Below are 25,069 nucleotides of genomic sequence, written 5' to 3' on the forward strand. Positions count from 1 at the left end.
ACCGGTTTATTGGGGGGTGGGGGGGTTTGCGCGCCTCCCCAACCCCCCCCCCCGCCACAAGTCGACGGGGGTCAGGAGGCCTGGGCGGCGGCGCGGGCGGCGTGCGGGAGGGCGTCGAGGATGCGGCCGATCGCCTCGTCGTCGTGGGCGGCCGACAGGAACCACACCTCGTACGCCGACGGCGGCAGGTAGACGCCGCGGTCGAGCGCGGCGTGGAAGAACGCCGCGTACGCCTTGACGTCCTGGCGCTGCGCGGCGGCGAAGTCGCCGACCACGCCGTCGGTGAAGAAGATCGAGAAGAGGCTGCCGGCGTTCTGCAGCGAGTGCGGGACGCCCTCCTTCGCCAGGGCCTCCGACGCGGCCTTCGACACGATCCCGGCGGCCCGGTCGATCGCCGCGTACACCTCGTCGGTCGCGCCGCGCAGCGTCGCCAGCCCGGCGGCGGTCGCGAGCGGGTTCCCCGACAGGGTGCCCGCCTGGTAGACGGGCCCGGCGGGCGCGAGCCGGTCCATGATCTCGGCGCGGCCGCCGAACGCCGCGGCGGGCAGCCCGCCGCCCATGACCTTCCCGAACGTCACCAGGTCCGCCGCGACGCCCTCGATCCCGTACCAGCCGGACCGCGACGCCCGGAACCCGGTCAGTACCTCGTCCAGCACCAGCAGCGCCCCGTAGCGCTCGCACAGCCGCTTCAGCAGGGCGTTGAAGCCGTTCAGCGGCGGGACGACGCCCATGTTGCACGGCACCGCCTCCGCGATCACGCAGGCGATCTCGTGGCCGTGCTCGTCGAACGCCGTCTCCACCGCCGCGACGTCGTTGTACGGCAGCACGATCGTGTCGGCCGTGGTCGCGCCGGTCACGCCGGGGGTGTCGGGCAGCGCGAACGTCGCCACCCCCGACCCGGCCGCGGCCAGCAGCGCGTCGACGTGCCCGTGGTAGCAGCCCGCGAACTTCACGATCTTCGGACGGGAGGTGAAGCCGCGCGCCAGCCGGATCGCCGACATCGTCGCCTCGGTCCCCGAGTTGACCAGCCGGACCTTCTCCACCGGCGCCCGCGCGACGATCTCCTCGGCCAGCTCGACCTCGCCGGGCGTCGGCGCCCCGTAGGACGTGCCGCGCCCCGCCGCCTCCCGCACCGCCGCCACCACGTCCGGGTGCGCGTGCCCGAGGATCATCGGGCCCCACGAGCAGATCAGGTCGACGTACTCGTTGCCGTCGGCGTCGGTCAGGTACGGGCCGCGCGCCGAGGCGATGAAGCGCGGCGTCCCGCCGACCGCCCCGAAGGCGCGGACCGGTGAGTTCACGCCGCCGGGGACGAGCCCTTCGGCACGCTCGAACAACTGCTGGGAGCGATCGGTTCCAGTCACGTTTCCAGTCTCTCAGTTGCAGTTCGGCGACTGTGCTTGACCTCGCCGGGTACGGGCCGATATTCCACCAAGTACGACATCGGCGCCCGGTCGGGAGGCGCCCGTTATTCTCACCGGCGTCCGCCGTATCGGAGGGATGGCTTTCACCGTGGTTGACGGCTGGACGGTCCCGGGCTTCACCCAAGAGCGGGAACTGGGCGACGGCGCCGCGGGCCGGGTGGTGCTGGCGGTCGACGACATGACCAGCACGAAGGTCGCGATCAAGTACCTCGCCGGCGCGCTGCGCGCCGACGAGGCCTTCATGGCGCGGTTCCGCGCGTCCGCGCGGACACTGTCCCAGCTCGAGGACCCGAACGTCGCCGACCTCTACGACTTCGTCGAGGCCCCCGAGGGCGCCGCGGTCGTCATGCAGTACGTCGACGGGGTCGCGCTGCGCCGGGTGCTGGCCGCGCAGGGTCCCACGGGCCCGCTCGCGGCCCTGTCGATGCTCGGCGGGACGCTGCTCGGGCTCGCCGCCGCGCACGCCGTCGAGGTCGTGCACGGCGCGGTCCGGCCGTCGGCGGTCCTCGTCGACGGCGACGGCAACGCGCGCCTCACCGACTTCGCGACCGCCGCGTCCGGCACGGAGGCGCAGCTCGCCCCCGCCTACGCCGCGCCGGAGCTGTGGGACGGGTCGCCCGCGACGGTCGCCACCGACCTGTACGCGGCCACCGCGATCTTCTTCGAGTGCCTCACCGGGCACCCGCCGTACGCGGGGCGCAACATGGCGCGGCTGCACCGCGAGGCGCCGATCCCGGCGGAGGAGGTCCCCGGGCCGCTGCGCGAGCTGATCGGCCAGGGCCTCGCGAAGGACCCGGAGTCGCGCCCGAAGTCCGCCGCGGACTACCTCGGCGCCCTCGAAGAGGCCGCGGTGTCGGCGTACGGGCCGTCCTGGGAGGCGCAGGGCCGCGGCCGGCTCACCGAGCTCGCCGCGCAGGCCGCGCTGCAGCCCGAGCCGCCCAAGCCCAAGCCGTCCCGCAGCAGCGGCCGCAACCAGGTGATCGCCACCGGGCAGGCACCCGCGAGCGGTCCGAGCAACCGGCGGATCGCGGCCGCCATCGCCGCGGTCGTCGTCGCCGGCGCCGTCGTCGGCGGCATCGTGTTCGTGAAGGGCGGCGAAAGCAGCGGCGACGCGGCGCCGCCGACCCCGTCGCCCGCGCAGAGCAGCACGCCGCAGCCGTCCGCGCCGCCCGGCGGGGTCGCCCCGGCGCAGCTCGCGGCGCGGATCGTCCAGGCCACCGACCAGGCGCCCGGCGCCCGGTTCAGCTACCGCCGCACCGGCTGCTGCGGCGCGCCGAGCGCCGCGCAGGGCACCTTCGGCCTGGTCAAGGGCGCGGAGCCGGCGTACTCGATGACGCTGTCGGGGTCCGGCAAGACCCGCAAGCGGGCGCAGGCCGTGGTGATCGGCGACCGGGTGTACCTGCGCGCGGGCAAGAAGTGGCGGCCGTCTCCCGCCGGCGGGCGCGGGTATCCGGCGCTGGCGGAGCAGGTGCGGCGCGGCGGTTCGGTGTCCGCGGTGACGACGCTGCTGAACGCCGCCACGTCGCTGACCGAGTCCGGCGGAGTGTACAAGGGCGAGGCGCCGGTCGCGGCGCTCGCGCGGACGCCCGGGTCGGGCACGCTGTACGCGGAGATGGCGCGCGCCACCCGCGTGCAGGAGATCAGCTTCGCGCTGAAGCTGGACGGCTCGTCCCGCCCGTCCAAGCTGTGGCTGCGGGCCGGGCCGGCGAAGGGCCGCAACCAGATCATCACGACGTCGTACTCCGCCTGGGGCCGCAGGGCGATCAAGGCGCCGCGCTGACCCCGGGCCGGCCCCGCGGCCGGTCGCCCGGCGGGCTCGTCACGCGGCGGGCTCATCGCCGGGCGGGCCGGTCACTCGCAGCTGTCGGCGAGGACCTCCAGGAGCCGCAGCGGGTCGGGCAGCGGCTCGCCCCGCGGCGGCCGTACCCAGGCGGCCTCCTTGCCGGACGCCAGCACCGACGGCGGCGCCACCACGTAGCTGTCGCGGCAGTGCCACCGCATCCCGGGGGTCTCGGCCACGGTCTCCGGCGAGGTGTCGAGGTGGCAGGACCACCACTCGTCCTCGTCGGCGGGGGCGCCGCGGGTCGCGACGAAGAACAGGTGCCGCTCGTCGCCGAGGCTCGCGACGGGCCCGACCGGCAGGTCCTCGCGGCCGATCCGGTCGAGGGCGGCCTCGCCCGCGGCGGCCGGGACGTCGAACACGTCGAAGACCCGGCCGGTCGGCAGGATGATGTTCGCCTGCGGCCGCTGCGACCACCAGCGCCGGATCCGGTCCGGGTCGGCGGACGCCTGGTGCTTCCACGTCGCCGACACCGGGTGCGCGGCGGGGTCGGGGCAGCCGATCCGGTCGCACGAGCACGACCGGTCGCCGGCGGCGGGCGGATGCGCCCCCGGAAAGCAGGGCCAGCCCATCGCGGCGTACTCCAGGGCGGCCGAGGCCATCCGGTCGCGTGCCGCCCGTTGCCGCCTGTTACCCGAGACCGCCAGCATCTCCGCCCCCCCGATGGCCAAGCTCGAACGTGGGTTCTTGATAGACGATGATGCCCGCGCCGCGCCGGGCCGGACACGGCGCCCCCGCCGAAACGACCCTAAGTGACTACCCGCCCATGATCATCGGAGGTTTTCCCCACCGCTCGCGCGGGGTTCGCGGGGGCTCCGCTTGGGTCAGCGGAGCTCGGGTCAGCGGAGCTTCTTCGCGACCTCCGTGGCCCAGTAGGTGAGGGTGAGGTCGGCGCCCGCGCGGCGGATCGAGAGCAGCGACTCCATGATGGTGCGGTCGCGGTCGATCCAGCCCTTCTCCGCCGCGGCCTCGATCATCGCGTACTCGCCGCTGACCTGGTAGGCGACCACCGGGACGTCCACGGCGTCGCGGACGCGGCGGACGATGTCGAGGTAGGCGCCCGCGGGCTTCACCATCACCATGTCGGCGCCCTCGTCGAGGTCGAGGAACACCTCGCGGAGCGACTCGTCGGCGTTGGCGGGGTCCTGCTGGTGGGTGGAGCGGTCGCCGAACTGGGGGGCGCACTCGGCGGCGTCGCGGAACGGGCCGTAGTAGGCGGAGGCGTACTTCACCGAGTAGCCCAGGATCGCGATGTCGGTGTAGCCGGCCTTGTCGAGCGCCTCGCGGATCACGCCGACCTGGCCGTCCATCATCCCGGACGGGCCGACCACCTGCGCGCCGGCGGCGGCCTGAGCGACGGCGATGGAGGCGTACCGCTCCAGCGTGGCGTCGTTGTCGATCTCGCCGCCGGCGGTGAGGATGCCGCAGTGCCCGTGGTCGGTGTACTCGTCCAGGCACAGGTCCGTCATGACCACGGTGGCGTCGCCGAGGTCGGACGCGAGGTCGCGCAGCGCCAGCTGGACGATCCCGGCGGGGTCGTCGGCGGCGGAGCCGGTGCCGTCCTTCACCGCGGGGATCCCGAACAGGATGATCCCGCCAACGCCGGCCTCGGCGGCCTCGTGCGCGGCCTTGCGGAGGCTGTCGCGGGTGTGCTGCACGACGCCCGGCATCGAGGCGACCGGCTGCGGCTCGGAGATGCCCTCCTTGACGAACATCGGCAGCACCAGCCCGGCGGGGCTGAGCCGGGTCTCGGCGACCATCCGGCGCATGGCGGGCGTGCGCCGCAGCCGCCGGGGCCGCGCGACGGGGAACTGAGCGGACATGATCCTTCTTTCCCGGTGCCCGGCCGCGCCGGGCACCCGGTGAGCGAGCGGCTACTTGCGGCGCCGGGCTCCCCGGCGCATCTGGCTGGGCTTGCGCAGCGGGTCGCCGGCCTCGATCTGGGCCGCCCGCCGCTTGGCACCGTACTCCGCGAGGGCCTCCGCGAGCGCCGATACCGACGGCTTCGGCGCCATCACGTCGACGCGCAGCCCGTACTCCTCGGCGGTCTTGGCGGTCTGCGGGCCGATCACCGCGATCACCGTCACGTTGTGCGGCTTGCCGGCGATGCCGATCAGGTTCTTCACCGTGGACGAGGAGGTGAACAGCACCGCGTCGAACCCGCCGCCCTTGATCGCCTCGCGGATCGGGGCGGGCGGCGGCGCGGCCCGGACCGTCCGGTAGGCGGTGACGTCCTCGCACTCCCAGCCGAGCTCGGTGAGCCTGGCGATGAGGGTGTCGGTGGCGATGTCGGCGCGCGGCAGCAGCACCCGGTTGATCGGGTCGAGGTCCTCGTCGTAGGGCGGCCACACCTCGGCGAGGCCCTCGCTGGACTGCTGGCCGGACGGGGTCAGGTCGGGGTGGATGCCGAACTCGACGAGCGCGGCGGCGGTCTGCTCGCCGACGGCGGCGACCTTCAGCCCGGCGAACGCGCGGGCGTCCAGGCCGTAGGCGACGAACTTCTCCCGGACGGCCTTGACCGCGTTGGTGGAGGTGAACACCACCCACTCGTAGCGTCCGGTGACGAGGCCCTTGACGGCACGGTCCATCTGCTGCGGGGTGCGCGGCGGCTCGACGGAGATCGTCGGGACCTCGTCGGGGACGGCGCCGTACCCGCGGAGCTGGTCCGACAGCGACGCGGCCTGCTCCTTGGTGCGGGGGACGAGCACCCGCCAGCCGAACAGCGCCTTGGTCTCGAACCAGGACAGCTTGTCGCGCCAGGACACCACGTCCCCCACGATGATCATCGCGGGGGCCTCCATGCCCTTGGTGTCGGACGCGAGCTTCTGCAGCGTGGAGACGACGGTCTCCTGCTCGCTGGTGGTGCCGAGGCTGGTCATCGCGGCGGGCGTCGAGTCGGGACGGCCGGCCGCGACGAGGCCCTTGGCGACGTCGGCGACGGCGCCCTCCGCACCGAAGATCACCAGGGTCGCGTCGGACCCGGCGAACCGCTCCCAGTCGACGCCGCCGCCGGAGGCGTCGACGAAGCGGAACTCGCGGTGCTCGGGGTCGGTCAGCGGGATGCCCGCATAGCCGGGCACACCGGTCACGGCGGACACGCCGGGGACGACCTCGAACGGCACCCCCGCCTTGCGCAGCGCGGCGCCCTCGGCGGCCAGCCCGCAGACGACGCCGGGGTCGCCGTGGAACAGCCGGACGACGCGGCGGCCCGCCTTGGCGGCGCGCGACGCGAGCTTCACCGGGTCGCCGTCGGCGGTGTCGAGGATCTCCACGTCCGCGCGGCAGTGCGCGAGGACGCCGGCGGGGCAGTGCGCGCGGCTGACCACGACGGTGTCGGCGCGCTCCAGCTCGGCCGCGGCGCGCAGCGTCAGCAGGCCCGGGTCGCCCGGGCCCATCCCGACGATCGCGACCGTGCCGGGGTCGGCGGTACGGCTCGGCCGCCCGGCCGTGGTCGATCCGGCCGTGATCGGTCCGGCGGCCGGTCCGGCGGCGCCCGGGCCGGCGGTCCCCGGGCGGGTGGGGCTCTGGCTAGCGGGGCTCAATCGCGCTCCCCCATCAACTGGTCGGCCCCCTGCGCGAGCAGCCGGTGCGCGAGGTCGCGCCCCAGCGTCTCGGCGTCGTCCGGGTGGCCGCTTGCGGACAGCCTGATCTGCCGGCTCCCGTCGAACGCGGCGACGGTCGCGGTCAGATGCAGTTCTTCATCTACTTCGGCAGCGTACGTGCCCACGGGCGCGGAGCAACCGCCCTCCAGGACGGCGAGCACCGTCCGCTCCGCGGTCACGCAGGCCCTGGTCATGGGATCGTCGACCGTTCCAAGCAGCGCACGGAGGCCCGCCTGGTCGGCGCGGCATTCGAGCGCGAGCGCGCCCTGCCCGGGCGCCGGCAGCATCTGGTCGGGGTCGAAGATCTCGGCGACCGCGTCCAGCCGGCCGATCCGGCGCAGCCCCGCGTGCGCGAGCACCACCGCGTCCAGCTCGCCGTCGGCGACCTTGCGCAACCGCGTGTCGGCGTTGCCGCGGATCGCGACGACGTCCAGGTCCGGGCGCATCGCGCGCAGCTGCGCGACGCGGCGCGGCGAACCGGTGCCGACGCGGGCGCCGCGCGGCAGGTCCGCCAGCTTGCAGGGGCCGCACAGGGCGTCGCGCGGGTCGTCGCGGACGGGGGTCGCGGCGAGCGCGATCCCCTCCGCGGGCCCGGTCGGCAGGTCCTTCAGCGAGTGCACGGCGAAGTCCACCTCACCGGCCAGCAGCCGGTCGCGCAGCGCGTTGACGAAGACACCGGTCCCGCCGATCTGGGCGAGCAGCGCCTTGGAGACATCACCTTCGGTGGTTACCCCGACGAGCTCCACGGCATGCCCGGTGGCCTCCGTCAATGCGTCCGCGACCATCCGCGACTGCGTCATCGCCATCAGGCTCTTGCGGGTGCCGAGCCGCAGCGGGCCCCTGTCCGCGGTACTCAATGCGCTGCTCCGACCGTAGGGCGGGCGGCGCGCTCCACGGCCCCCGCGTTCACGACTGCTCTCCATCGCGCGGCGCCAAGCCCCGGGCGCTGACCGCCCGGACGCTCGCGGCCTGCGCGTTCACCGTGCCGGCGTCGACGGCTCCGACGTCCGCGGCATCCGGCGAGGCCGCCGCGAGGTCCTCGGGGGCACTGCTCACGCAGTCGGCCTCGGCGCACTCCGCCCGCGTCACCCGGGCGACCTCCGCCGCCTTCGCCGCGTCCGCGACCCGCGCCCCACCGGCCTCGCCGGCGGCACGGGTCCCTTCCACCGTACGCGCGGAACCGCTCCAGGGCGCAGAGTCGCTCCCGGGCGCCGGCTCCGCCGCGTCGTCGTCGGCGCGCATGTCGGCGCGCGCGACCGCCACCGGTGCCTTCGGGTCCAGGTCGAACAGCCGGCGCAGCGCGTCGGCGTAGGAGTCGCCGCCCGGCGCCGCCGCCAGCTCCTTCACCCGGACGGTCGGCGCGTGCAGCAGCTTGTCGGCGACCCGCCGGACGGTCTGCTGGATCTCCTTGACGGCCCGCTCGTCCAGTTCCGGCAGCCGGCCCGCGAGCCGCGTCAGCTCCGACTCCACGACCGCGGCGGCCTTGGTGCGCAGCGCGACCACGGTCGGCGCGACGGCGGCGGCGCGCGCCGCGCTGAGGAACGCCTCGACCTCGTCCCGGACGATCCGCCGGACCGCCTCCACCGCCTCCGGGCCGATCGCCCGCGCGGCCTCCTGCGCGGTGCGCAGCTCGTCCAGCCCGGCGAGCCGCACCCCCGGCAGCGCGCCGACGGCCGGGTCCACGTCGTGCGGGAGCGCCAGGTCCAGGAAGAACCGGTCCCGGCCGTCCGACCCGACGCCCTGCGCCGCCACCTGCGGCGCCGTCAGCACCAGGCCCGTCGCGCCCGTGCACGACACCACCAGGTCCGCGCCGGCGATCGCGGCGTCCAGGTCGGCCAGCTTCACCGCGCGCGCCGGCACCTCCAGCGACTCCGCCAGCCGGACGGCGTTGGCGTGCGTGCGGTTGGCGACCACGACCTCGCCGGCCCCGGCCCGGCTCAGCGTCGCCGCCGCCAGCGAGCTCATCGACCCCGCGCCGACCACCAGCGCCCGCACCCCGTCCAGCGGCCCGAGGTGCCGCGCGGCGACCTCCAGGCCCACGCTCACCAGCGACGCGCCCGCCTGGTCGATGCCGGTCTCGGCGTGCGCGCGCTTGCCGACCCGCAGCGCCTGCTGCAGCACGTCGTGCAGGTCGCGGCCGAGCGTCCCCTCGTCCTGCGCGAGCCGGAACGCCTGCCGCAGCTGCCCGAGGATCTGGCCCTCGCCGACGACCATCGACTCCAGCCCGCACGCCACCGCGAACACGTGCTGGACGGCCCGCTCCTCGTAGTGCACGTACAGGTGCCGGGACAGCTCGTCCAGGGGCACGCCGGAGTGCAGCGCGAGCAGCTCGGAGATCGCCGAGACGCCGCCGTGGAACTTGTCGACCACCGCGTAGATCTCGACCCGGTTGCACGTCGACACGATCGCCGTCTCCGCGACGTTCGCGGACTCGTGCACCGCGTGCAGCAGCTTCGCCAGGTCGTCCCCGGTCACCGCCGCCCGCTCCAGCACCGGCACGGGCGCGCTCCGATGGCTGAGCCCCACCACCAACACACTCATGCCCTGTCTCCCGCGGGCCTGAGCGGCTCCATTCGCCGCCGCTCTGCTCTCCCCGACCAACCGACCCCGCCGACCGCCACGGCCTCGCCGCTCCAGTCGCTCGTCCCTCGCTCCCGCCGCTCCTCAGTCCAGGCGACGCCGAGCCGCTCGGTCCCGCTCATGCCCTGGCCTCGCTCATGCTTCAACCGCCTCTACGTACTGCGTGGCGCCGGGAGGGGCGTCGCCGGTCTCCAGGGGGGCGTAGCCGTCCGGCCCCCCGGCCTTGCGCTGCTCGTGGAACGCGAGGATCTGCAGCTCGATGGACAGGTCGACCTTCCGCACGTCGACGCCGTCGGGCACCGACAGCACGACGGGCGCGAAGTTCAGCACGCTCGTCACCCCCGCGGCGACGACGCGGTCGCACACCCCCTGGGCGGCGGCCGCCGGCGTCGCGATCACGGCGATCGACACCCCGTGATCGGCGATCACGTCCTCGAGCCGGTCGGTGTGCTCCACGGTCATGCCGGAGATCTCCTGGCCGACGATCGCCTCGTCGGCGTCGAGCAGGCCGGCCACCCGGAATCCGCGGGACGCGAATCCGCCATATCCGGCCAATGCACGGCCCAGGTTACCGACACCGATGATGGCGACCACCCAATCCTGGGTGAGACCGAGCTCACGTGAGATCTGGTAGACGAGGTACTCGACCTCGTACCCGACGCCGCGGGTGCCGTAGGAGCCGAGGTGGGACAGGTCCTTGCGGAGCTTCGCCGAGTTCACCCCGGCCGCGGCCGCGAGCTCCTCGGACGAGACGGTCGCCACACCGCGCTCCTGCAGCCCGGTGAGGGCGCGCAGGTAGACGGGCAGGCGCGCGACGGTGGCTTCGGGGATGCCGCGGTCCGCGCGGTCGCGGTGGTTGCGGTTCTGTCGAGATGTCACGGCCTGCTCTTCGGGGCTCGACGCTGGGGGCGGGGCCCGAGAACCCCTCACCCCGGCTCGTGGCCGGACCGCTCGGCCGCGGCCGGACCGCCCCAGGGCTATCCATCAGGTTAAGCCTTTGTGAATACGCGCACAAAGTGCCCCCCGGACGGCGGAGGCGGCGGCCGGGGCGCGGACCACCGCACAAAGCCCGCCCAGCAGCGCGTTTCGCCACCGCACCCGCGGGCGGGACGCCCGGCGCGCCGGGGCGCGGTGTGACCGACGAGACATCCGGGGCCCACGGTCCGGCTCCCGGGCGGGCGCCGGCGGGACCGGGTCAGGACGCGCCGCGGGCCTTGGCGATGGCGGCGCGCAGGCGGTCCTCGTCGACCCGCCAGAAGTCGTGCTGGACGCCGTTGATCAGCGTGACCGGGATCTGCTCCCAGTACTCCCGGGTGTCCACCTCGGACCGGGTGATGTCCCGCTCGTCCCACGGCACGTCCAGCTCGGACGCGACGCGCTCGATGATCGCGCGGGCGTCGTCGCACAGGTGGCAGCCCGGCTTGCCGAGCAGCGTGATCCGGACGTCGCCGGACGTTCTGCCGGACGGCATGCTCACCTCCCCTGGTGGTCCGGCGCGGGCAGCGGCAGCTTGGCCGCGCCGAGCCGCAGCTCGATCACGTTCGTGGCCAGCACGTGCGTCCGGGACTCGGCGAGGAACCGCTGCAGGTGCGGCTGCCGGCGGTGCACCGCGAACGCGGCCTCGTCCCGGAACAGCTGGTAGAAGATCCGCTGGGTGGGGCCGTTCACCACCTCGTGGCAGGTGAAGACCAGCGTGTCCGGCTCGGCGGACCGGACGGCCCGGACCAGCTCCGCCGCGAGCCGGTCGAAGGCGGGCTCGCGGCCGTCCAGCAGCGTGTAGACGGTGATCTGGCCGCACCCGTCGGGCAGGCCGTTCCCGGACGGGCCGAGCGCGCCGAGCGGGCCGGCGAGGGCGCCGCCGGGCAGCGCCGGCTCGGGGACGGCCGGCGGGCCGTCGACGCTGGTCGGGCCGGCCGGGTCCGGGCCGAAGGCGGACGGGTCGAACGCCGCCGACGCCGGGGACTCCAGCGCGGGCGGGTCGGGGAAGCGCAGCTCCTCGGCGGGCGCCGGGTCGGGGAAGCGCAGCTCGCCGCGGCGCGGGTCGGCGGGCGGCGTCGGCGCCGGGACGGGCTCGGCCGGCGCGGAGTAGCCCTGCTCTTCGTAACCGGTCGCGGGCTCGTCGGCGTACTCCTCGCCGTACTCGTCGTAGCCCTCGTCCTCGTCGTACACCGGGATGGTGCGCATCGCGCCGTACCAGACGAGGCCGGCGGCGCCGCCGAGCGCGATGACCGCGAGCGGGGCGGGCAGGAACCCGCGGGTGCCGCTGACGACGAGCACCCCGGCGAGCGCGACGAGCGCGACCGGGATGAGCAGCTCGCCGGCCTCGCGGTCGCGCTTGCTCGCCAGGTAGGCGGTGACGCCCGTGCAGCCGACCAGCGCGATCACCGCGACGACGTGCGCGCCGTCGATGAGCAGCAGCGGCAGCGCGTCGTAGGTGTCGCTCGGCTTGGGCAGGCTCTTGGACAGCGAGCCCTTGAGCGGGTCGACCAGCAGGATGACGATCGCGACGACCGTGTAGGAGATCGTGAACAGCCAGGCGGCGAACCGGACCTGGACGTACCGGGCGATCAGCTCGATCATCCCGAGGGCCAGCCACACCGGTCCGATCAGCGCCGCGCCGAGCTCCATGACGCGGAAGAACAGGCCGTTGTAGCCGGCCATGAAGCCGATGGCCATGCACAGCAGCGCGAGCGTCAGTCCGACCTGGGTGAACGACCAGGCGATGAGGTAGAGCAGCCGGTCCTTGTAGGCGCGCTGGACGAGCAACCCGGTGGCCGCGAGGGCACCAAGGGTCGCAACGAACGCGATGAGGGCATCGACCATGGCGTCCCCATGGTGCCCGATGGCGGGCGATGAGAGGTAACCGCCGTCCCCCGCAGCCCGCTCGGGCGGGGGCGCGGTGCGGCGGCACACGGATCCGCGGCCGGGGAGGTCCCCGGACCCATTGCCTGCCGTACGGATCGGTATCTAGAGTGGCAGATCGCGTCGGAGGTCGCGTACGCCCCGAGGAGAACTGCATGAGCAGCTTGGCCCTCGAAGCCCGGGTCGTCCCGCTTCCTCGGCGTTCCCGGGAGTCCGCCGCCGGCGCCGACCGCGCCGAGGTGCTCAAGGCGCTGGTCTTGCGGGCCCGCGAGGGCGACGCCGAGGCGTTCGGCTCCCTCTACGACCACTATGTCGAGCTGGTCTACCGGTACGTCTACTACCGGGTCGGCGTCCACTCCCTTACCGAGGACCTCACCAGCGAGACGTTCCTGCGCGCGCTCCGCCGGATCCGCGACTTCCGCTGGCAGGGCAAGGACTTCGGCGCCTGGCTGGTGACCATCGCCCGCAACCTTGTCGCGGACCACTTCAAGTCGGGCCGCTACCGGCTGGAGGTCTGCACGGCCGAACCGGTCGAGCCCGAGACCCCGCAGGAGGGGCCCGAGCGGGCCGTCCTGGACGCGATGACGCACCGGACGCTGCTCGCGGCGGTCCGCCGGCTCGGCTCGGAGCAGCAGGAGTGCGTGGTGCTGCGGTTCATGCACGGGCTGTCGGTGGCCGAGACCGCGCTGATCATGGACAAGAAGTCGGGCGCGATCAAGGCGCTGCAGTACCGCGCCGTCCGCTCGCTCGCCCGGATGCTCCCGGACGACCTGCACAGCTAGCGCCCCTATTGGACGATCTGTCAGTCAAGGTCGGGCCGTAACCCGCCGCGCCGCCCGGTCGTTCTTGCGGGCGTGGGAAGCAGGCAGGACAAGAGGGCCGAGGCGGGCCGGCGGCTCGACGGGCTGCGCACCGGCCGGGCCGGGTCCGCCGAACCGAGCCCGGACCCGCACTTCCGCGCGATGCTGCGCGAACGGCTGGTGACCGCCGCCGGGCACGCCAGTGACGACCATCGCAATGAGGCGCGGGAGGACGGCCGGAACGCGCGCAGTGATTAGGCTCGGGCGTATGCGGCGATTCTGGCAGCGCGGCAAGGCCGAGGACCATGTGAGCGCCGGGGAGGCGGCCGCCGCGGCGGCGACGCAGCCGAACCCGCTCCCCGACCCGGACCCCGCCGCGGCGGCGTTCTTCGACGTCGACAACACGATGATGCGCGGCGCGTCCATCTACTACTTCGCGCGCGGCCTCGCCGCCCGCAAGCTGTTCACCATGCGGGACCTGGCCATGTTCGCCTGGGGCCAGGCCGCGTTCCGGCTGCGCGGCACGGAGAACTCCGAGCACATCGGCAGCGCCAAGGAGGCCGCGCTGGCGTTCGTCGCGGGGCAGCGGGTCGCCGGGATCGTCCGGCTCTCCGAGGAGATCTACGACGAGGTGATGGCGGACCGCATCTGGCACGGCACCCGCACCCTCGCCCTCCAGCACCTGGACGCCGGGCAGCAGGTGTGGCTGGTCACCGCCACGCCCGTCGAGGTGGCCCGGACGATCGCGCACCGGCTCGGGCTGACCGGCGCGCTCGGCACGGTCGCCGAGACCCGCGACGGCGTCTACACCGGGCGGCTCGTCGGGAACCTGCTGCACGGGCCGGCGAAGGCGGAGGCGGTCCGGGCGCTGGCCGCGCGCGAGGGGCTGGACCTGGCGCGCTGCTCGGCCTACAGCGACTCGGTCAACGACCTGCCGATGCTGACGGCGGTCGGGCACCCGCACGCCGTCAACCCGGACGGGGCGCTGCGCGAGCACGCCAAGTTGCACGGCTGGCCGATCCACGACTTCCGGACGGGCCGGAAGGTGACGATGGTCGCGCTGCCGGCCGCCGCCGGCGCCGGCGCGCTCGCGGGCGGCGTCGCCGCCGGGATCGCGCTGCGCCGCCACTACCGCGCGAACTGAACCGGGACGAACCTGAGCAGTCGCCCGCAACTCGCGACCTATCGCGAGTTCGGGCGACACGCTCTACGCTGTCCGTGTGAGGACCGCCCGGGTGAAGGTCGAGCTGGCGCTGCTGTCGCGGGTCGCCTGCCGCGGACGCGACGTCACCGGCGCCCGGCTGCGCGACCTCCTCGCGCTTCTCGCGGCCGAACCGCGCACCGGCCTCAGCGTGAACCGGCTGGTCGAGGGCCTCTGGCCGGACGAGCGGCCGGAGAACCCGGGCAAGGCGCTGCAGGTCGTCGTCTCGCGGGCGCGCTCCCGGCTCGGCCCGGACGTCATCGCCAGCACCCCGTCCGGATACCGGCTGGGACTGGACGAGTCCGCGGTGGACGCGTCCGCCGTGCTGGCGCGCGCGTCCGAGAGCGCCCGCCGCGCCCGCGACGGCGACCACGCCGGCGCGCTCGCGCACGCCGAGGAAGGGCTCGCGCTGTTCGACGGCCCACCGGACGCCTCCGGCGACGGCCCGCTCCCGCTGCTGCGCGCCGACCGCGCCCGGACCTACCGGGACCTCGTCCGGACGCGCGCGCTGGCGCTGTCCCGGCTCGGCCGCCGCGAGGAGGCCGCCGGCCCGCTCGCCGGGCTCGCCGCCGAGCACCCGCACGACGAGGAGATCCTCACCGAGCTGCTGCGCTGCGAGGCCGCGACCGCCGGGCCGTCCGCCGCGCTGGCCCGGTACGAGTCGTACCGCCGCGACCTGCGCGACGAACTCGGCACCGACCCCGGTCCCGCACTGCGGGCCGTCCACCAGGACCTGCTGCTCGAGACCGCCCTCGACGGCGCGCCCGCCGTCCGGCGCGGCATCGTCCACGACCCGAACCCGCTGCTCGGCCGCGACGCCGACCTCGCGAACGTCCAGCGCCTGCTGCGCGGCTCCCGCGTCACCTCGATCGTCGGGACGGGCGGCCTCGGCAAGACCCGGCTCGCGCACGCCGTCGCCCGCGCGGCCGAGCAGCGGATCGTGCACGTCGTCCCGCTCGCGGGCGTCGCGCCCGACGGCGACGTGGCGGGCGAGGTCGCGTCCGTCCTCGGGGCCGCCGGGACGCGCGGCGCGCACGCCCGGCCGGCCGGGTCCGGCGACCCCGTCGCCGGGATCGCCGACGCGCTCGGCCCCGGCCCGGCGCTGCTCGTCCTCGACAACTGCGAGCACGTCGTGTCCCGCGCCGCGAACCTCGTCGGCGCGCTCGTCTTCATGACCCGCGACCTGCGCGTCCTCACCACCGGCCGGGCGCCGCTCGGACTGTCGTCGGAGTCGGTGTACCCGCTGCCCGAACTGGACGAGGCGACCGCCGCCGAGCTGTTCGAGCAGCGCGCCCGCGCCGCCCGCCCGAACGCCGACCTGCCCGCCGCGACGGTGCGGGAGCTGTGCCGCCACCTGGACGGCCTCCCGCTCGCCGTGGAACTGGCGGCGGCGCGGGTGCGGATCATGTCGGTGGCGGAGATCGCCCGCCGCCTGGACGACCGGTTCGCGCTGCTGCGCGGCGGCGCCCGCGACGCCCCCGCCCGGCACCGCACCATGCACGCGGTCGTCGACTGGAGCTGGAACCTGCTCGCGCCGCGGTCCCGGGCCGCGATGCGGGCGCTGTCGGTCTTCCCCGGCGGGTTCACCGCCGGCGCCGCCCGCCACCTCGTCGGCGACGACGTCCTGGACGTCCTGGAGGACCTCGCCGACCAGTCGCTGCTCGTCGTGGCCGACACCGGAACCGGGACCCGCTTCCGGATGCTGGAGAGCGTCCGCGAGTTCAGCGCCGCGCACCGCGAGGAGGCCGGCGACACCGGACGCGCCGTCACCGGCCTGCTCGCCTGGGCGCGCGAGTTCGGCACCGCCCACCACGAGCGGCTGTTCGCGGCCGAACCGCTCGAGACGATCGAGCTCGTCCGGGACGAGCAGGACAACCTCCAGCAGGCGCTGCGGCACGCGCTCGCCCGCCGCGACGGCCCGTCGCTCGCCGCGGTGACCGCCGTCCTCGGGGCGCTCTGGACGATCGAGTCCGCCTTCACCCGGCTGTCCGCGCTCGCCGGGGAGGCCGCGGGCGCGCTGACCATGTTCCGGCCGGAGCGGGACGAGGAGATCGCCACCGCCCGCGCGGCCCTCGCCATCTGCGCCATGATCTCGCTGGTGCTGAAGGGCCCGCAGCCGACGCGCGCGCTGGTCGCGCTGCGCCGCCTCCCGCCGGCCTCGCCGGCCACCCTCGGCGGCGCGATGGCGCTCGTCGTCCGGGCCGCGCCGGAAATCCTCGCCGAGGGCTCCACCACCCTCGACGAGCTGCGCGCCGGCGGCGAACCGCTGCTCGCCGGCATCGCCGACGTCGTCGCCGGATACGTGCTCGAACGGGCCGGCGACCTGCACGGGGCGCTCGCCGCCACCGAGATCGTGCTCAAGGCCGCCGAGGCGCCCGTCACCCCCTGGGTCGGGCTGACCGCCCACGCCCGGCTCAGCGAGCTGCTCATGCAGGTCGACGACAGCGAGCGCGCCCTGACGCACCTGATGGCGGCCCACCGGCTGATGGAGCAGTACCGGTGGCGCGACGTGTTCGGGCTGCAGTGGGCGATCGCGGGCGTCAACCTCCACCTCGGCCGGTACGACGAGGCGGAACGCTGGCTCGACCGGTCCCAGGTCTCCGGGCCCGAGGAGTCCTACGGCACCGCCGCCTTCGACCTCGGCGCCCGCGCGGAGGTCGCGCTCGCCCGCGGCGACACCGCGCGGGGGCTGCGGCTGTGGCGGGAGGCCATCGGCCGGCTGCAGCGCGACACCGACCCGTCCATCGAACCGGCCTTCGACCCCTGGACGCTGGAGTCGCACGTCGCCGCGGTCGTCGCGCACGCCCGGCACGGCCGGCTCGACCTCGTCGAGGACATCGCCGCCGCGCTCCCCGCCAAGCTGTCGGCGCTGCTCGCCGACCCGCCGCTGCCCGTCCCGGCGTTCTTCATGGACCTGCCCGTCCAGGGCGGCATCCTGCTCGCCCTCGCCATGATCGACCTCGCCCGCGGCGGGGACCGGACGCGCGCCGCCCGCACCATCGCGCTGGCCGACCGGCTCGCCTTCGTCCGGACGTTCCAGCCGACGATGGCGCCGGACGCCGCCCGCCGCGCCGCCCGGGACGCCGACGGGCCGGCGTACGCCGACGCGGTGTCGGAGTACGCCGGCCTCGACCGGGACGCGCTGCGGGCCGCCGCCCGCGCCGCACTGGACGCCTGGGTCAGCGCGACGGACCGCGGTTGAACAGCCACTTCGACCACACGTAGCCGACCACCGCGACGCCCGCGCACCACGCGACCGAGACCGCCGCGTCATGCCCCGCGGGCTGCCCCGTCAGCAGCCTCCGCATCGCCTCGATCATCGGCGTGAACGGCTGGTACTGCGCGAACCACCGCACCCCCGCCGGCATCGAGTCCGGCGGGACGATCGCGCTGCCGAGCAGCGGCAGGAACTGGATGATCAGCGGCGAGTTGCTCGCGCCCTCCGGGCCCTTCGCCAGCAGCCCCAGCGCCACCGCGAACCAGGTCAGCGCGAACGTCAGCAGCACCATCAGGCCCGCCGCGCCGAGCCACCCGCCGAGCCCCGCGTCCGGCCGGTACCCCATCGCGACCGCCGCCAGCACCGACAGCACCAGGCTGATCAGCGTCTGCATCATGCTGCCCACCACATGCCCGGTGAGCAGCGACGACCGCGCGATCGGCATCGTGCGGAACCGGGCGATGACGCCCTCCGTCATGTCCACCGCGACCGCCACGGACGGCGCCATGCAGCCCGACGCCACCGCCATCAGGATGATCCCCGGCGTCACGTAGTCGATGTAGTCGACGCCGCCGACGCCCTTCCCGAGCGCCTTGCCGAACACGCCCACGAACAGCAGCAGGAACAGGATCGGCGTGATGATCGAACTGACCGTCAGCGACGGATACCGCAGCGCGTGCCGCAGATTGCGCCGCAGCATCGTCGCCGAGTCCGCCGCCACCTGGGAGATCGCGGTCATCGCACGGCCGCCTTCCGCTCGCCGTCCCCGGTCAGCGCGAGGAACACATCGTCCAGATCAGGGGTGTGGACGGAGAACTCCGCCACCTCGATCGCCTCGTCCTCCAGGCGGCCGAGCAGCGCCCGCAGCGACCGGACGCCGCCGTCGCTCGGCACCTGCAGCGTCAGCGCCTCGTCGTCGCGCGCCGACACCGGCAGCGCCCGCGCCGCCGCGTCCAGGCCGTCCGGGCCGGCCAGCCGCAGCACCACGTGGCCGCCCGGCACCATCCGCTTGAGCTGCTCCGACGTGCCCTCCGCGACCAGCCGGCCGCCGTTCAGCACGCCGATCCGGTCCGCGAGCCGGTCCGCCTCCTCCAGGTACTGGGTCGTCAGGAAGATCGTCACGCCGCCGGCCACCAGCTCCCGGACCAGGTCCCACATCGCCCGGCGGCTGCGCGGGTCCAGGCCCGTCGTCGGCTCGTCCAGGAAGATGATCTGCGGGTCGCCGACCAGGGTCATCGCGATGTCGAGCTTGCGCCGCATCCCGCCGGAATAAGTGGACGCGAGCTTGCCGCCCGCGTCCACCAGATCGAACCGCTCCAGCAGCGCGTCCGCGCGCCGGCGGCCCTCCACGCGGCCGAGCCGGTACAGGTCGGCCATCAGGATCAGGTTCTCGCGGCCGGTCAGCAGGCCGTCCACCGCCGAGTACTGGCCCGTCACGCCGATCGCGCGCCGCACCCCGTCCGGGTCCCGCGCCACGTCGCGGCCCGCCACCCGCGCCTCGCCGCCGTCCGCGCCGATCAGCGTGGACAGGATCCGCACCGCCGTCGTCTTGCCCGCCCCGTTCGGCCCCAGCAGCGAGAACACCGTTCCCCGGGGCACCTCGAAGTCGAGCCCGCCGAGCACGACCTTGTCCCCGAACGCCTTCCGCAGCCCGACCACCTCGATGGCCGTCTGCGCCGGTTTCATCGTCATGCCCCGACCGTGCGCGCCCCCGCCTTCAGCCCGCTTTCACCGCGGTTTCAGCGCCTCCGCGAGCATGCCCAGCGTGGCCCAGTCGACGAGCCGCGCCGCACGGATCTCCCCGTACGTCGCGATCTCCACCCACGTCCGCTCCGAATCGGCCTCGACCCCGAGCGGACGGTCCAGCCGCGCCCGCAGCCAGGCCAGCTCTCCATCGGTGATCTCGACCGAGAACAAATAGGCATGATGCGCCGACACGGTCGCCGCGACCTGACGGCTCCCGTGCGCGCGGAACCGCCGAGGATCGACCCGCAGACCCGTCTCCTCCGCCACCTCGTCGACCGCCTGCACCAACGGATCCGGAGCCCCCGGCGACGAGCCGCCGGGCAGCTCATGGACGTACCCGTCGGACGTCGACGCCGGACTGCGGAACTCCCGGACCAGCACGACCACTGTCTCGTCCAACGACGGCCCAGGACGGTACAGAGCCACCACGGACACGTCCGGCCGCGAAATGACGACCTCGTTATCCTTGACCCTGTCCTCCGCTCCGACACGCATCCGCACATGCAGCGCCCAGAAGAACACCGCGCCCGACTCATTCCCCGCCGCAGTCGTCCAGACCGGACTGGCACCGAGCAGCACATTGCCCGCGTCGCGCTGAGCGGCGTACCACCGCCGAAAACTCGCAGTGCGCCGAATCCGCAGCGGAACACCCTGCTCGCCGCCGGCCGCCGGTGTGGTCGAACCGCCCGTCTCCATGCACAGCATGCTCGTTGCCGCCGAGCCCCCCATCAAGCCCCGCAGTTCGCCCCTGGCCGCCTGTGGAGCTTCCAAACCTATCGACCAAGCAGTTCAGGGTGCCCGAACGCAAACAGAAGCACTCAGTTCAAAAGCGCACGATGCTGAAATTTTCGGATCAGAGTTCGCATACCGATACTCAACTCTCACAGCTCGCGCCTCGCAGTTCGCAACTCGGAACTCGGAGCTAGCGGCTCGGAGTTGGCGGCTCGGAGTTCGGGACTCGGAGCTCAAGTGATCGGGTTCGAGGATTTGAGGCGTCGGCCATAGGGCGAAGAGGCGGTGGGGGCGGCGCTGGCGTACGGGGCCGGTGATGGGGGCAGGCTCCGCCTGCCCCGCCCCGGGTCGCGCCGCCCCCACCGTCCACCCACGTAAGCAACGAAGACAACCAACGGCCAAGTGAATTTCTTTGTGCCTTTAAAAAAGGCGACCCGATCGACCGGGCCCACCCCCGAGGCAACAAAATACTTACCCTCGATGCCGCTTTCCGCTCACAAATGTCGGTCACATCGGCTAGTATTCAGATATGCAATCAGTGACGGTCGATCTTGAGGCCGCGTCCACCATGCAATTGGTGAACGCGCTCTCTGCCATCGCCACTGAACTCGCTACTCGAGAGGCGCCCGAATCAGCCGCTGCCTGCCTGGAGCTGACCGAGGCTCTCGCCGCCGCGTCCGATATGCAGGAAAGCGTCCTGGCCGGATTCATCGGGCGGGTGGACGCCGCCGGGGAGCAGGCCCGGTGGGGTTATCCCTCCACTCGGGCCTGGCTGCGGTCTCGGCTCGGCATGCGCGAAAGCCGCGCCAAGGAGCGCCTCACGCTCGCCCGGCAGCGGCATCGGGTGCCCCAGGTCTCCGCCCGGCTGGCTTCCGGTGATCTGTCCTTCGGATACGCCACGACCATCACCGACGCCGTTGCCCGGCTGGACGACCACGATTGCGCGGAGGCCGAGGAAATCCTCCTCGGCTTCGTCGACCAGGGCTTCTCCGCCGGGAAGGTCGCCGCGTTCGGCCACCGCATCCGCGACGTCATCGCCGAACGCGACGGCACCGAACACGCACCCGACGAAGTCAGCAAGCGCGGATACGCCAAGTCGTGGCTGACCACGACCCGGTCACTGGACGGCGGCCGGTATGTGAAGGGCTGGCTGAACCCCGAAGACGCGGCGATCTGGGACGGCACTTTGGCGCCGTTGGCCAAGCCTGCGGGGCCCAACGACCGCCGCGACGTGGCCGAGCGGACGGCGGCGGCGCTGTCCGGTGTGCTGTCGGGCGGGCACAAGGCCTCCAAGGTCACCGTCATCTGCAACCTGGACACCCTCACCGGCGGCAACGCCCCCGCCCGCCTCACCGACGGCACCCCCATCCCCGCCGCCCAAGCCCGCCGCATCGCCCTCGCCGCCGGAGTCTCACCCCTGCTGCTCGGGCACGGCCACACACCGCTCTACCTGGGGCACAGGCAGCGACTCGCGAGCCCGGCCCAGCGGCAAGTCCTCGAGACGCTCTACCCCTCCTGCGCAGTACGGGAATGCGAAATCCCCAGAACGCTGTGCGAGGTCGACCACGTCCACGGATGGGCACTCGGCAACAGCCCCACCGACATCGATCAGCTCGCCCTCACCTGCGGATGGCACAACCGGTTCAAGCACACCAGCCCCGACCAGATCCAGATCAGCAAGGATCGAGACGGGCGCTACGTCTACCGGCTGCTGCCACCAGCTGATGCCCGGACCTCAATCAGTACTGGGCCACCCGGCGCCAACGGCCCACCATCGGGCCTCGACTGGGCCGCCTGATCAACGCTTCACACCACATCGCCACACGGGGTACACGCACGCCCGGGTCCTGACAGTAGCTCCGGCTATCCTCCGCCCATGGAGCCGGACCGCCCCCTTATTCGGGATGTCTTCCCAGACCTCATCGCCGAACTGACCGACCTCCTCGAGAGCGAAGGAGAGCGTGAGTTGGCCATCTGTGCGTGGGATCTGCGGCTGGTCGGAGAGTGCGGCTGCGGCGATGACTTCTGCCAGAGCATCCGGACGGCGGATCATCCAGAGGACGAGCCGTACGGCCCGGGTTATCGGTGCGTTCCTCTCTCGCCCTCGGAAGGCATGTTGATCCTGGACGTCGTGGACGCCCGGATCATGTACATCGAGATCCTCTATCGGCCGCCGATGCACCGCCGGAATGAGTCGTGACGTCGCCCGACCAGAACGCCGTGTGCGGGTTGGGTGACCCGCCCCCTTCCCCGGTCGCCCCTTACGTGGGCGGACGGTGGGGGCGGCGCGACCCAGGGCGGGGCAGGCGGAGCCTGCCCCCATCACCTGCCCAGGGGCCGCAGAGGCTCGAAAGTCAAGGGTGGACGAAGTCCATCGCGAAGCGACGCCGAAGGCGCCCTTGACTTTTGAGAGGCGGCCCCGTACGCCAGCGCCGCCCCCACCGCCTCTTCGCCCTACGCAAGCAACACCGGCTCGCCAAGACGATGCCCCGTATAGTCCCCAAGCGCCGATCCTCGATCCCTGAGCCCTTCAGCCCTGAGCCCTACAGCCCTGATCTTGGAGCTCTCAAGCCCTGAGCCCTGAGCCCCGCGAAGCGTCCCCACGCGGAGTGCTGTAGCGGTGAACAAGAGGCGCGCGGGCTACTGGGTGAGTTCGGTCGCGAAGAGGGTGCGGACGCGGGTCCAGGAGTCCTGGGCGGCGGATTCGTCGTAGGGCTCGCGGCCTGAGAAGAAGAAGGCGTGCTGCGCGCCCGGGTAGACGATCTCCTCGTGGCGGAGGCCGGCGGACTCCAGGGCGGCGCTGATCTGGTCCCGCTGGGCCGCGTCGATGACGTGGTCGCGTTCGGCGAAGAACATCAGCGTGCGGACGTCCCGGGCGGCGATGGCGGGGGCGTCGTCCAGCAGCGGAGTCGGGCGGCTGAGGGCGGTGCCGGCGACGGGGAGCCAGCCGGGGTAGTAGATCGCGGCGGCGGCGAGGTCGAGGCGGGTGGCGGCGAAGACGGCGAGGTGGCCGCCGAGGCTGAAGCCGAGGACGCCGGTCTTTCCGGCGGCGCCGTGCTCGCGGGCGTGGGCGACGCAGGCGCGGAGGTCGGCTTCGACGTCGTCGCGGGTGAGGCAGCCGAGGAGCTCGAAGGCGCGGGTGCGGTTGGCGTCGTTCTCGGCGAAGCCGGACGCGGTCTCGGGGCCCGAGCGGTGGTAGAGGTTCGGTGCGATGGCGACGTAACCGAGGGCGGCGACCTGCCGGGCGATGTCGCGGACGGGCTCCGTCAGGCCCCACAGTTCGGAGCAGACGAGGACCGGCGGGTGCGGCCCGGTGCCGGACGGACGGGCCAGGTAGGCGTTCATCGGCGTGGGCCCGCCGACGTCGACCTGGACCTCGTGCGCGGTGATCTCGGTCGTCAAGGGAGCCCCCGTCGTCCGGCCGCGCGCTTGCGGCGCGAACCCGACGATCCTAGCGGCGGGCGGCGAAGTGGCGGATGTCGCTACAAGTAGGCGCGCATGGGGGCGGGGAAGGCGTGCTTGGCCGAGTGGGCGGGCAGGAGCGCGACGCGGCTGCTGCCCGAGCAGCCCGGTGCGTCGTAGAGGCTGATGAAGTACGGGGTGTTGTTGATGCCCGACTGCACGGTCTGGGGCAGCGACGCGCACTGGGACGGGGTCCGGTCGAGGTGGAGGACGGTGACGGCGCCGGTGTAGCCGGGGTTCTCGTACAGGCACGCCGCGTCCGGCGGGCACTGGAACGGTCCGTCGGCGATCGCGGGCGCGGTGGGTGCGAGGGGTCCCGCTGCGATCGTGAGCGCGGTCGCCGCGAGCCGGATTCGACGGAGCATGGTGGTCCCCCTGGTGGCCGGTGCCTCTTCCCCCAAGATCATAACTAACTGTGATCAAGAATGCGCGTACCGTGTCTCGCGGGTCTTGCGGACGAGGGTGGCGGTGAGGAGCAGGACGAGCACGACGGCGATCGCGGTGAGCGACGCGGCGACGCCGAGGGTGTCCGCGCCGAGCACGATGAGCAGCGTGAGGACGACCGCGGCGGCGGTGAACAGGGGCGGGATCGCGACGCGGCCGAGCTGGGCGTGCAGGGCCCACAGCAGGGTGAGGACGATCGCGACCGGAACGGCGGTGGCGGCGACGACGGTGGTCGCGCCCGCCTCGATGGCGTGCTCGCCCTCGCCGGCGGACGCGACGGCGACCTCGAGCCCGGCGCCGAGGGCGGCGAGGGCCGCGAACATCGCGTAGTGCCCGTAGCCCCAGACGAACGCGCGGTCGCGGCGCGCTTCGAGTCCTTCGCCGGCGGGTTCGGAGAAGTAGATCCACCAGATCGTGAACAGGACGGCGAGGCCGGCGAGGGCGATGACGACGAGGTCGGCGCCGAGGCCGTGGGCGACGGCGCCCTGGACGGCGTTGGTGGCGGCGAGGACGCTCTCGCCCAGCAGGATGATGGTGAACAGGCCGTACCGTTCGGCGATGTGGTGCGGGTGCCAGGTGGTCATGCCGGGGCGTTCGGCGAACAGCGGGACGGACAGGTCCAGGAGGGCGCAGACGACGAACGACCACACCGGGCCGTCGCCGGGCAGGGCGAGCCGGGACACCCACAGCACCTGGACGAGCGAGACGCCGATCGCGTAGCGCAGGGCGGTGGCGCGGCCGTCGGGGTGGGCGATGGCGGCGCGCACCCACTGGCTGACGAGCCCGACGCGCATGACGAGGTAGCCGATGGTGACGGTGGTGAAGTCGCCGTCGAACGCCGCCGGGACGCCCGCCGCGAGGACGAGGACGCCGGCCATCTGCACGAACGTCATCACGCGGTAGGGGACGTCGTCGGTGTCGTAGGCGGACGCGAACCAGGTGAAGTTCATCCACGCCCACCAGATCGCGAAGAACACGGCGAGGAACGCCCCGGCCGCGTGGCCGGCGTGGCCCTCCTCGGTGGCGTGGGCGAGCCGTCCGGCGATCTGCGAGACGGCGGCGACGAAGGTCAGGTCGAACAGCAGTTCCAGGGGGCTGGAGACGCGGTGGGGTTCCGCCTGGTCGCGGGCGACCATCCGGGTGCGCAGCGAGGGCATGC

General features: G+C 73.6%; 21 protein-coding genes and 1 pseudogene. 7 read left to right on the forward strand and 15 right to left on the reverse strand.

Annotation, left to right across the window (positions count from 1 at the left end; genetic code table 11):
* Positions 1-71: 71 nt before the first annotated feature.
* Complete coding sequence (hemL, locus tag F8568_RS17115; protein WP_151594545.1) at positions 72-1,364, reverse strand: glutamate-1-semialdehyde 2,1-aminomutase; 1,293 nt, start codon at positions 1,362-1,364, stop codon at positions 72-74.
* 136 nt (positions 1,365-1,500) lie between these two features.
* Between hemL and F8568_RS17120 the strand changes: the two genes are divergently transcribed.
* Positions 1,501-3,204: a serine/threonine protein kinase gene (locus tag F8568_RS17120; protein WP_151594546.1), complete on the forward strand. Its 1,704-nt coding sequence runs from the start codon at positions 1,501-1,503 to the stop codon at positions 3,202-3,204.
* Between the two features lie 71 nt (positions 3,205-3,275).
* Here F8568_RS17120 and F8568_RS17125 read toward each other — a convergent pair whose 3' ends face one another.
* The 8 genes and pseudogenes from F8568_RS17125 to F8568_RS17160 all read right to left on the reverse strand — a co-directional run bounded on the left by F8568_RS17125 (position 3,276) and on the right by F8568_RS17160 (position 12,269).
* The gene (locus tag F8568_RS17125; protein ID WP_151594661.1) at positions 3,276-3,914 is read right to left on the reverse strand and encodes a bifunctional DNA primase/polymerase; all 639 of its coding nucleotides are present in this window, start codon (positions 3,912-3,914) and stop codon (positions 3,276-3,278) included.
* A gap of 189 nt (positions 3,915-4,103) precedes the next feature.
* Entirely contained in the window at positions 4,104-5,087 is a 984-nt protein-coding gene (hemB, locus tag F8568_RS17130; protein ID WP_151594547.1) for a porphobilinogen synthase, read from the reverse strand.
* Positions 5,088-5,138: 51 nt separating this feature from the next.
* A complete protein-coding gene (locus tag F8568_RS17135; protein WP_328600932.1) occupies positions 5,139-6,731 on the reverse strand; it encodes a bifunctional uroporphyrinogen-III C-methyltransferase/uroporphyrinogen-III synthase in 1,593 nt (530 codons plus the stop codon).
* Positions 6,732-6,802: 71 nt separating this feature from the next.
* The gene (gene hemC, locus F8568_RS17140) at positions 6,803-7,672 is read right to left on the reverse strand and encodes a hydroxymethylbilane synthase (protein ID WP_236008862.1); all 870 of its coding nucleotides are present in this window, start codon (positions 7,670-7,672) and stop codon (positions 6,803-6,805) included.
* Between the two features lie 433 nt (positions 7,673-8,105).
* Positions 8,106-9,407, reverse strand: a pseudogene (locus F8568_RS17145) (glutamyl-tRNA reductase); the annotation flags it as partial.
* A 174-nt stretch (positions 9,408-9,581) separates the two neighbouring features.
* Positions 9,582-10,325: a redox-sensing transcriptional repressor Rex gene (locus tag F8568_RS17150; RefSeq protein WP_151594549.1), complete on the reverse strand. Its 744-nt coding sequence runs from the start codon at positions 10,323-10,325 to the stop codon at positions 9,582-9,584.
* A gap of 316 nt (positions 10,326-10,641) precedes the next feature.
* The gene (locus F8568_RS17155; RefSeq protein ID WP_151594550.1) at positions 10,642-10,917 is read right to left on the reverse strand and encodes a glutaredoxin family protein; all 276 of its coding nucleotides are present in this window, start codon (positions 10,915-10,917) and stop codon (positions 10,642-10,644) included.
* A gap of 2 nt (positions 10,918-10,919) precedes the next feature.
* Entirely contained in the window at positions 10,920-12,269 is a 1,350-nt protein-coding gene (locus F8568_RS17160; protein WP_151594551.1) for an antibiotic biosynthesis monooxygenase, read from the reverse strand.
* A 194-nt stretch (positions 12,270-12,463) separates the two neighbouring features.
* Here F8568_RS17160 and F8568_RS17165 point away from each other — a divergent pair, with 194 nt between their 5' ends.
* From F8568_RS17165 to F8568_RS17180, 4 genes are all read left to right on the forward strand, one after another.
* Positions 12,464-13,090 carry a sigma-70 family RNA polymerase sigma factor gene (locus F8568_RS17165; RefSeq protein WP_151594552.1) on the forward strand — a complete coding sequence of 209 codons (627 nt, stop codon included), beginning with the start codon at positions 12,464-12,466 and terminating at the stop codon, positions 13,088-13,090.
* 72 nt (positions 13,091-13,162) lie between these two features.
* Positions 13,163-13,366 (forward strand): hypothetical protein, encoded by a 204-nt coding sequence (locus F8568_RS17170; RefSeq protein WP_151594553.1) that lies wholly within the window; start codon positions 13,163-13,165, stop codon positions 13,364-13,366.
* A gap of 10 nt (positions 13,367-13,376) precedes the next feature.
* Positions 13,377-14,252 carry an HAD family hydrolase gene (locus F8568_RS17175; protein WP_151594554.1) on the forward strand — a complete coding sequence of 292 codons (876 nt, stop codon included), beginning with the start codon at positions 13,377-13,379 and terminating at the stop codon, positions 14,250-14,252.
* Positions 14,253-14,328: 76 nt separating this feature from the next.
* Positions 14,329-17,511: an ATP-binding protein gene (locus F8568_RS17180; RefSeq protein ID WP_328600923.1), complete on the forward strand. Its 3,183-nt coding sequence runs from the start codon at positions 14,329-14,331 to the stop codon at positions 17,509-17,511.
* Here F8568_RS17180 and F8568_RS17185 read toward each other — a convergent pair.
* Genes F8568_RS17185 through F8568_RS17195 form a run of 3 tightly spaced genes read right to left on the reverse strand, consistent with a single transcriptional unit; the run spans position 17,489 to position 19,968 of the window.
* Complete coding sequence (locus F8568_RS17185) at positions 17,489-18,265, reverse strand: ABC transporter permease (RefSeq protein WP_151594555.1); 777 nt, start codon at positions 18,263-18,265, stop codon at positions 17,489-17,491. The two genes, F8568_RS17180 and F8568_RS17185, sit on opposite strands and share 23 nt — an antisense overlap.
* Entirely contained in the window at positions 18,262-19,218 is a 957-nt protein-coding gene (locus F8568_RS17190; RefSeq protein WP_151594556.1) for an ATP-binding cassette domain-containing protein, read from the reverse strand. Before F8568_RS17190 ends, F8568_RS17185 begins: the two co-directional genes overlap by 4 nt.
* 36 nt (positions 19,219-19,254) lie before the next feature.
* Positions 19,255-19,968 (reverse strand): NUDIX hydrolase, encoded by a 714-nt coding sequence (locus tag F8568_RS17195; RefSeq protein WP_151594557.1) that lies wholly within the window; start codon positions 19,966-19,968, stop codon positions 19,255-19,257.
* Between the two features lie 565 nt (positions 19,969-20,533).
* Here F8568_RS17195 and F8568_RS17200 point away from each other — a divergent pair.
* Positions 20,534-21,802, forward strand: a complete 1,269-nt coding sequence (locus F8568_RS17200) for an HNH endonuclease signature motif containing protein (RefSeq protein ID WP_151594558.1) — start codon at positions 20,534-20,536, stop codon at positions 21,800-21,802.
* A gap of 78 nt (positions 21,803-21,880) precedes the next feature.
* The gene (locus tag F8568_RS17205) at positions 21,881-22,204 is read left to right on the forward strand and encodes a hypothetical protein (RefSeq protein WP_202125052.1); all 324 of its coding nucleotides are present in this window, start codon (positions 21,881-21,883) and stop codon (positions 22,202-22,204) included.
* Positions 22,205-22,644: 440 nt separating this feature from the next.
* Here the strand turns inward: F8568_RS17205 and F8568_RS17210 are convergent, their stop codons facing one another.
* The 3 genes from F8568_RS17210 to F8568_RS17220 form a co-directional block, all read right to left on the reverse strand.
* A complete protein-coding gene (locus tag F8568_RS17210) occupies positions 22,645-23,406 on the reverse strand; it encodes a dienelactone hydrolase family protein (protein ID WP_151594559.1) in 762 nt (253 codons plus the stop codon).
* Between the two features lie 80 nt (positions 23,407-23,486).
* Positions 23,487-23,831, reverse strand: a complete 345-nt coding sequence (locus F8568_RS17215) for a peptidase inhibitor family I36 protein (RefSeq protein ID WP_160573650.1) — start codon at positions 23,829-23,831, stop codon at positions 23,487-23,489.
* A gap of 54 nt (positions 23,832-23,885) precedes the next feature.
* Positions 23,886-25,067 carry a low temperature requirement protein A gene (locus tag F8568_RS17220; protein ID WP_202125053.1) on the reverse strand — a complete coding sequence of 394 codons (1,182 nt, stop codon included), beginning with the start codon at positions 25,065-25,067 and terminating at the stop codon, positions 23,886-23,888.
* Positions 25,068-25,069: the final 2 nt, after the last annotated feature.

It is taken from the genome of Actinomadura physcomitrii (assembly GCF_008923205.2).
Classification (GTDB): domain Bacteria; phylum Actinomycetota; class Actinomycetes; order Streptosporangiales; family Streptosporangiaceae; genus Spirillospora; species Spirillospora physcomitrii.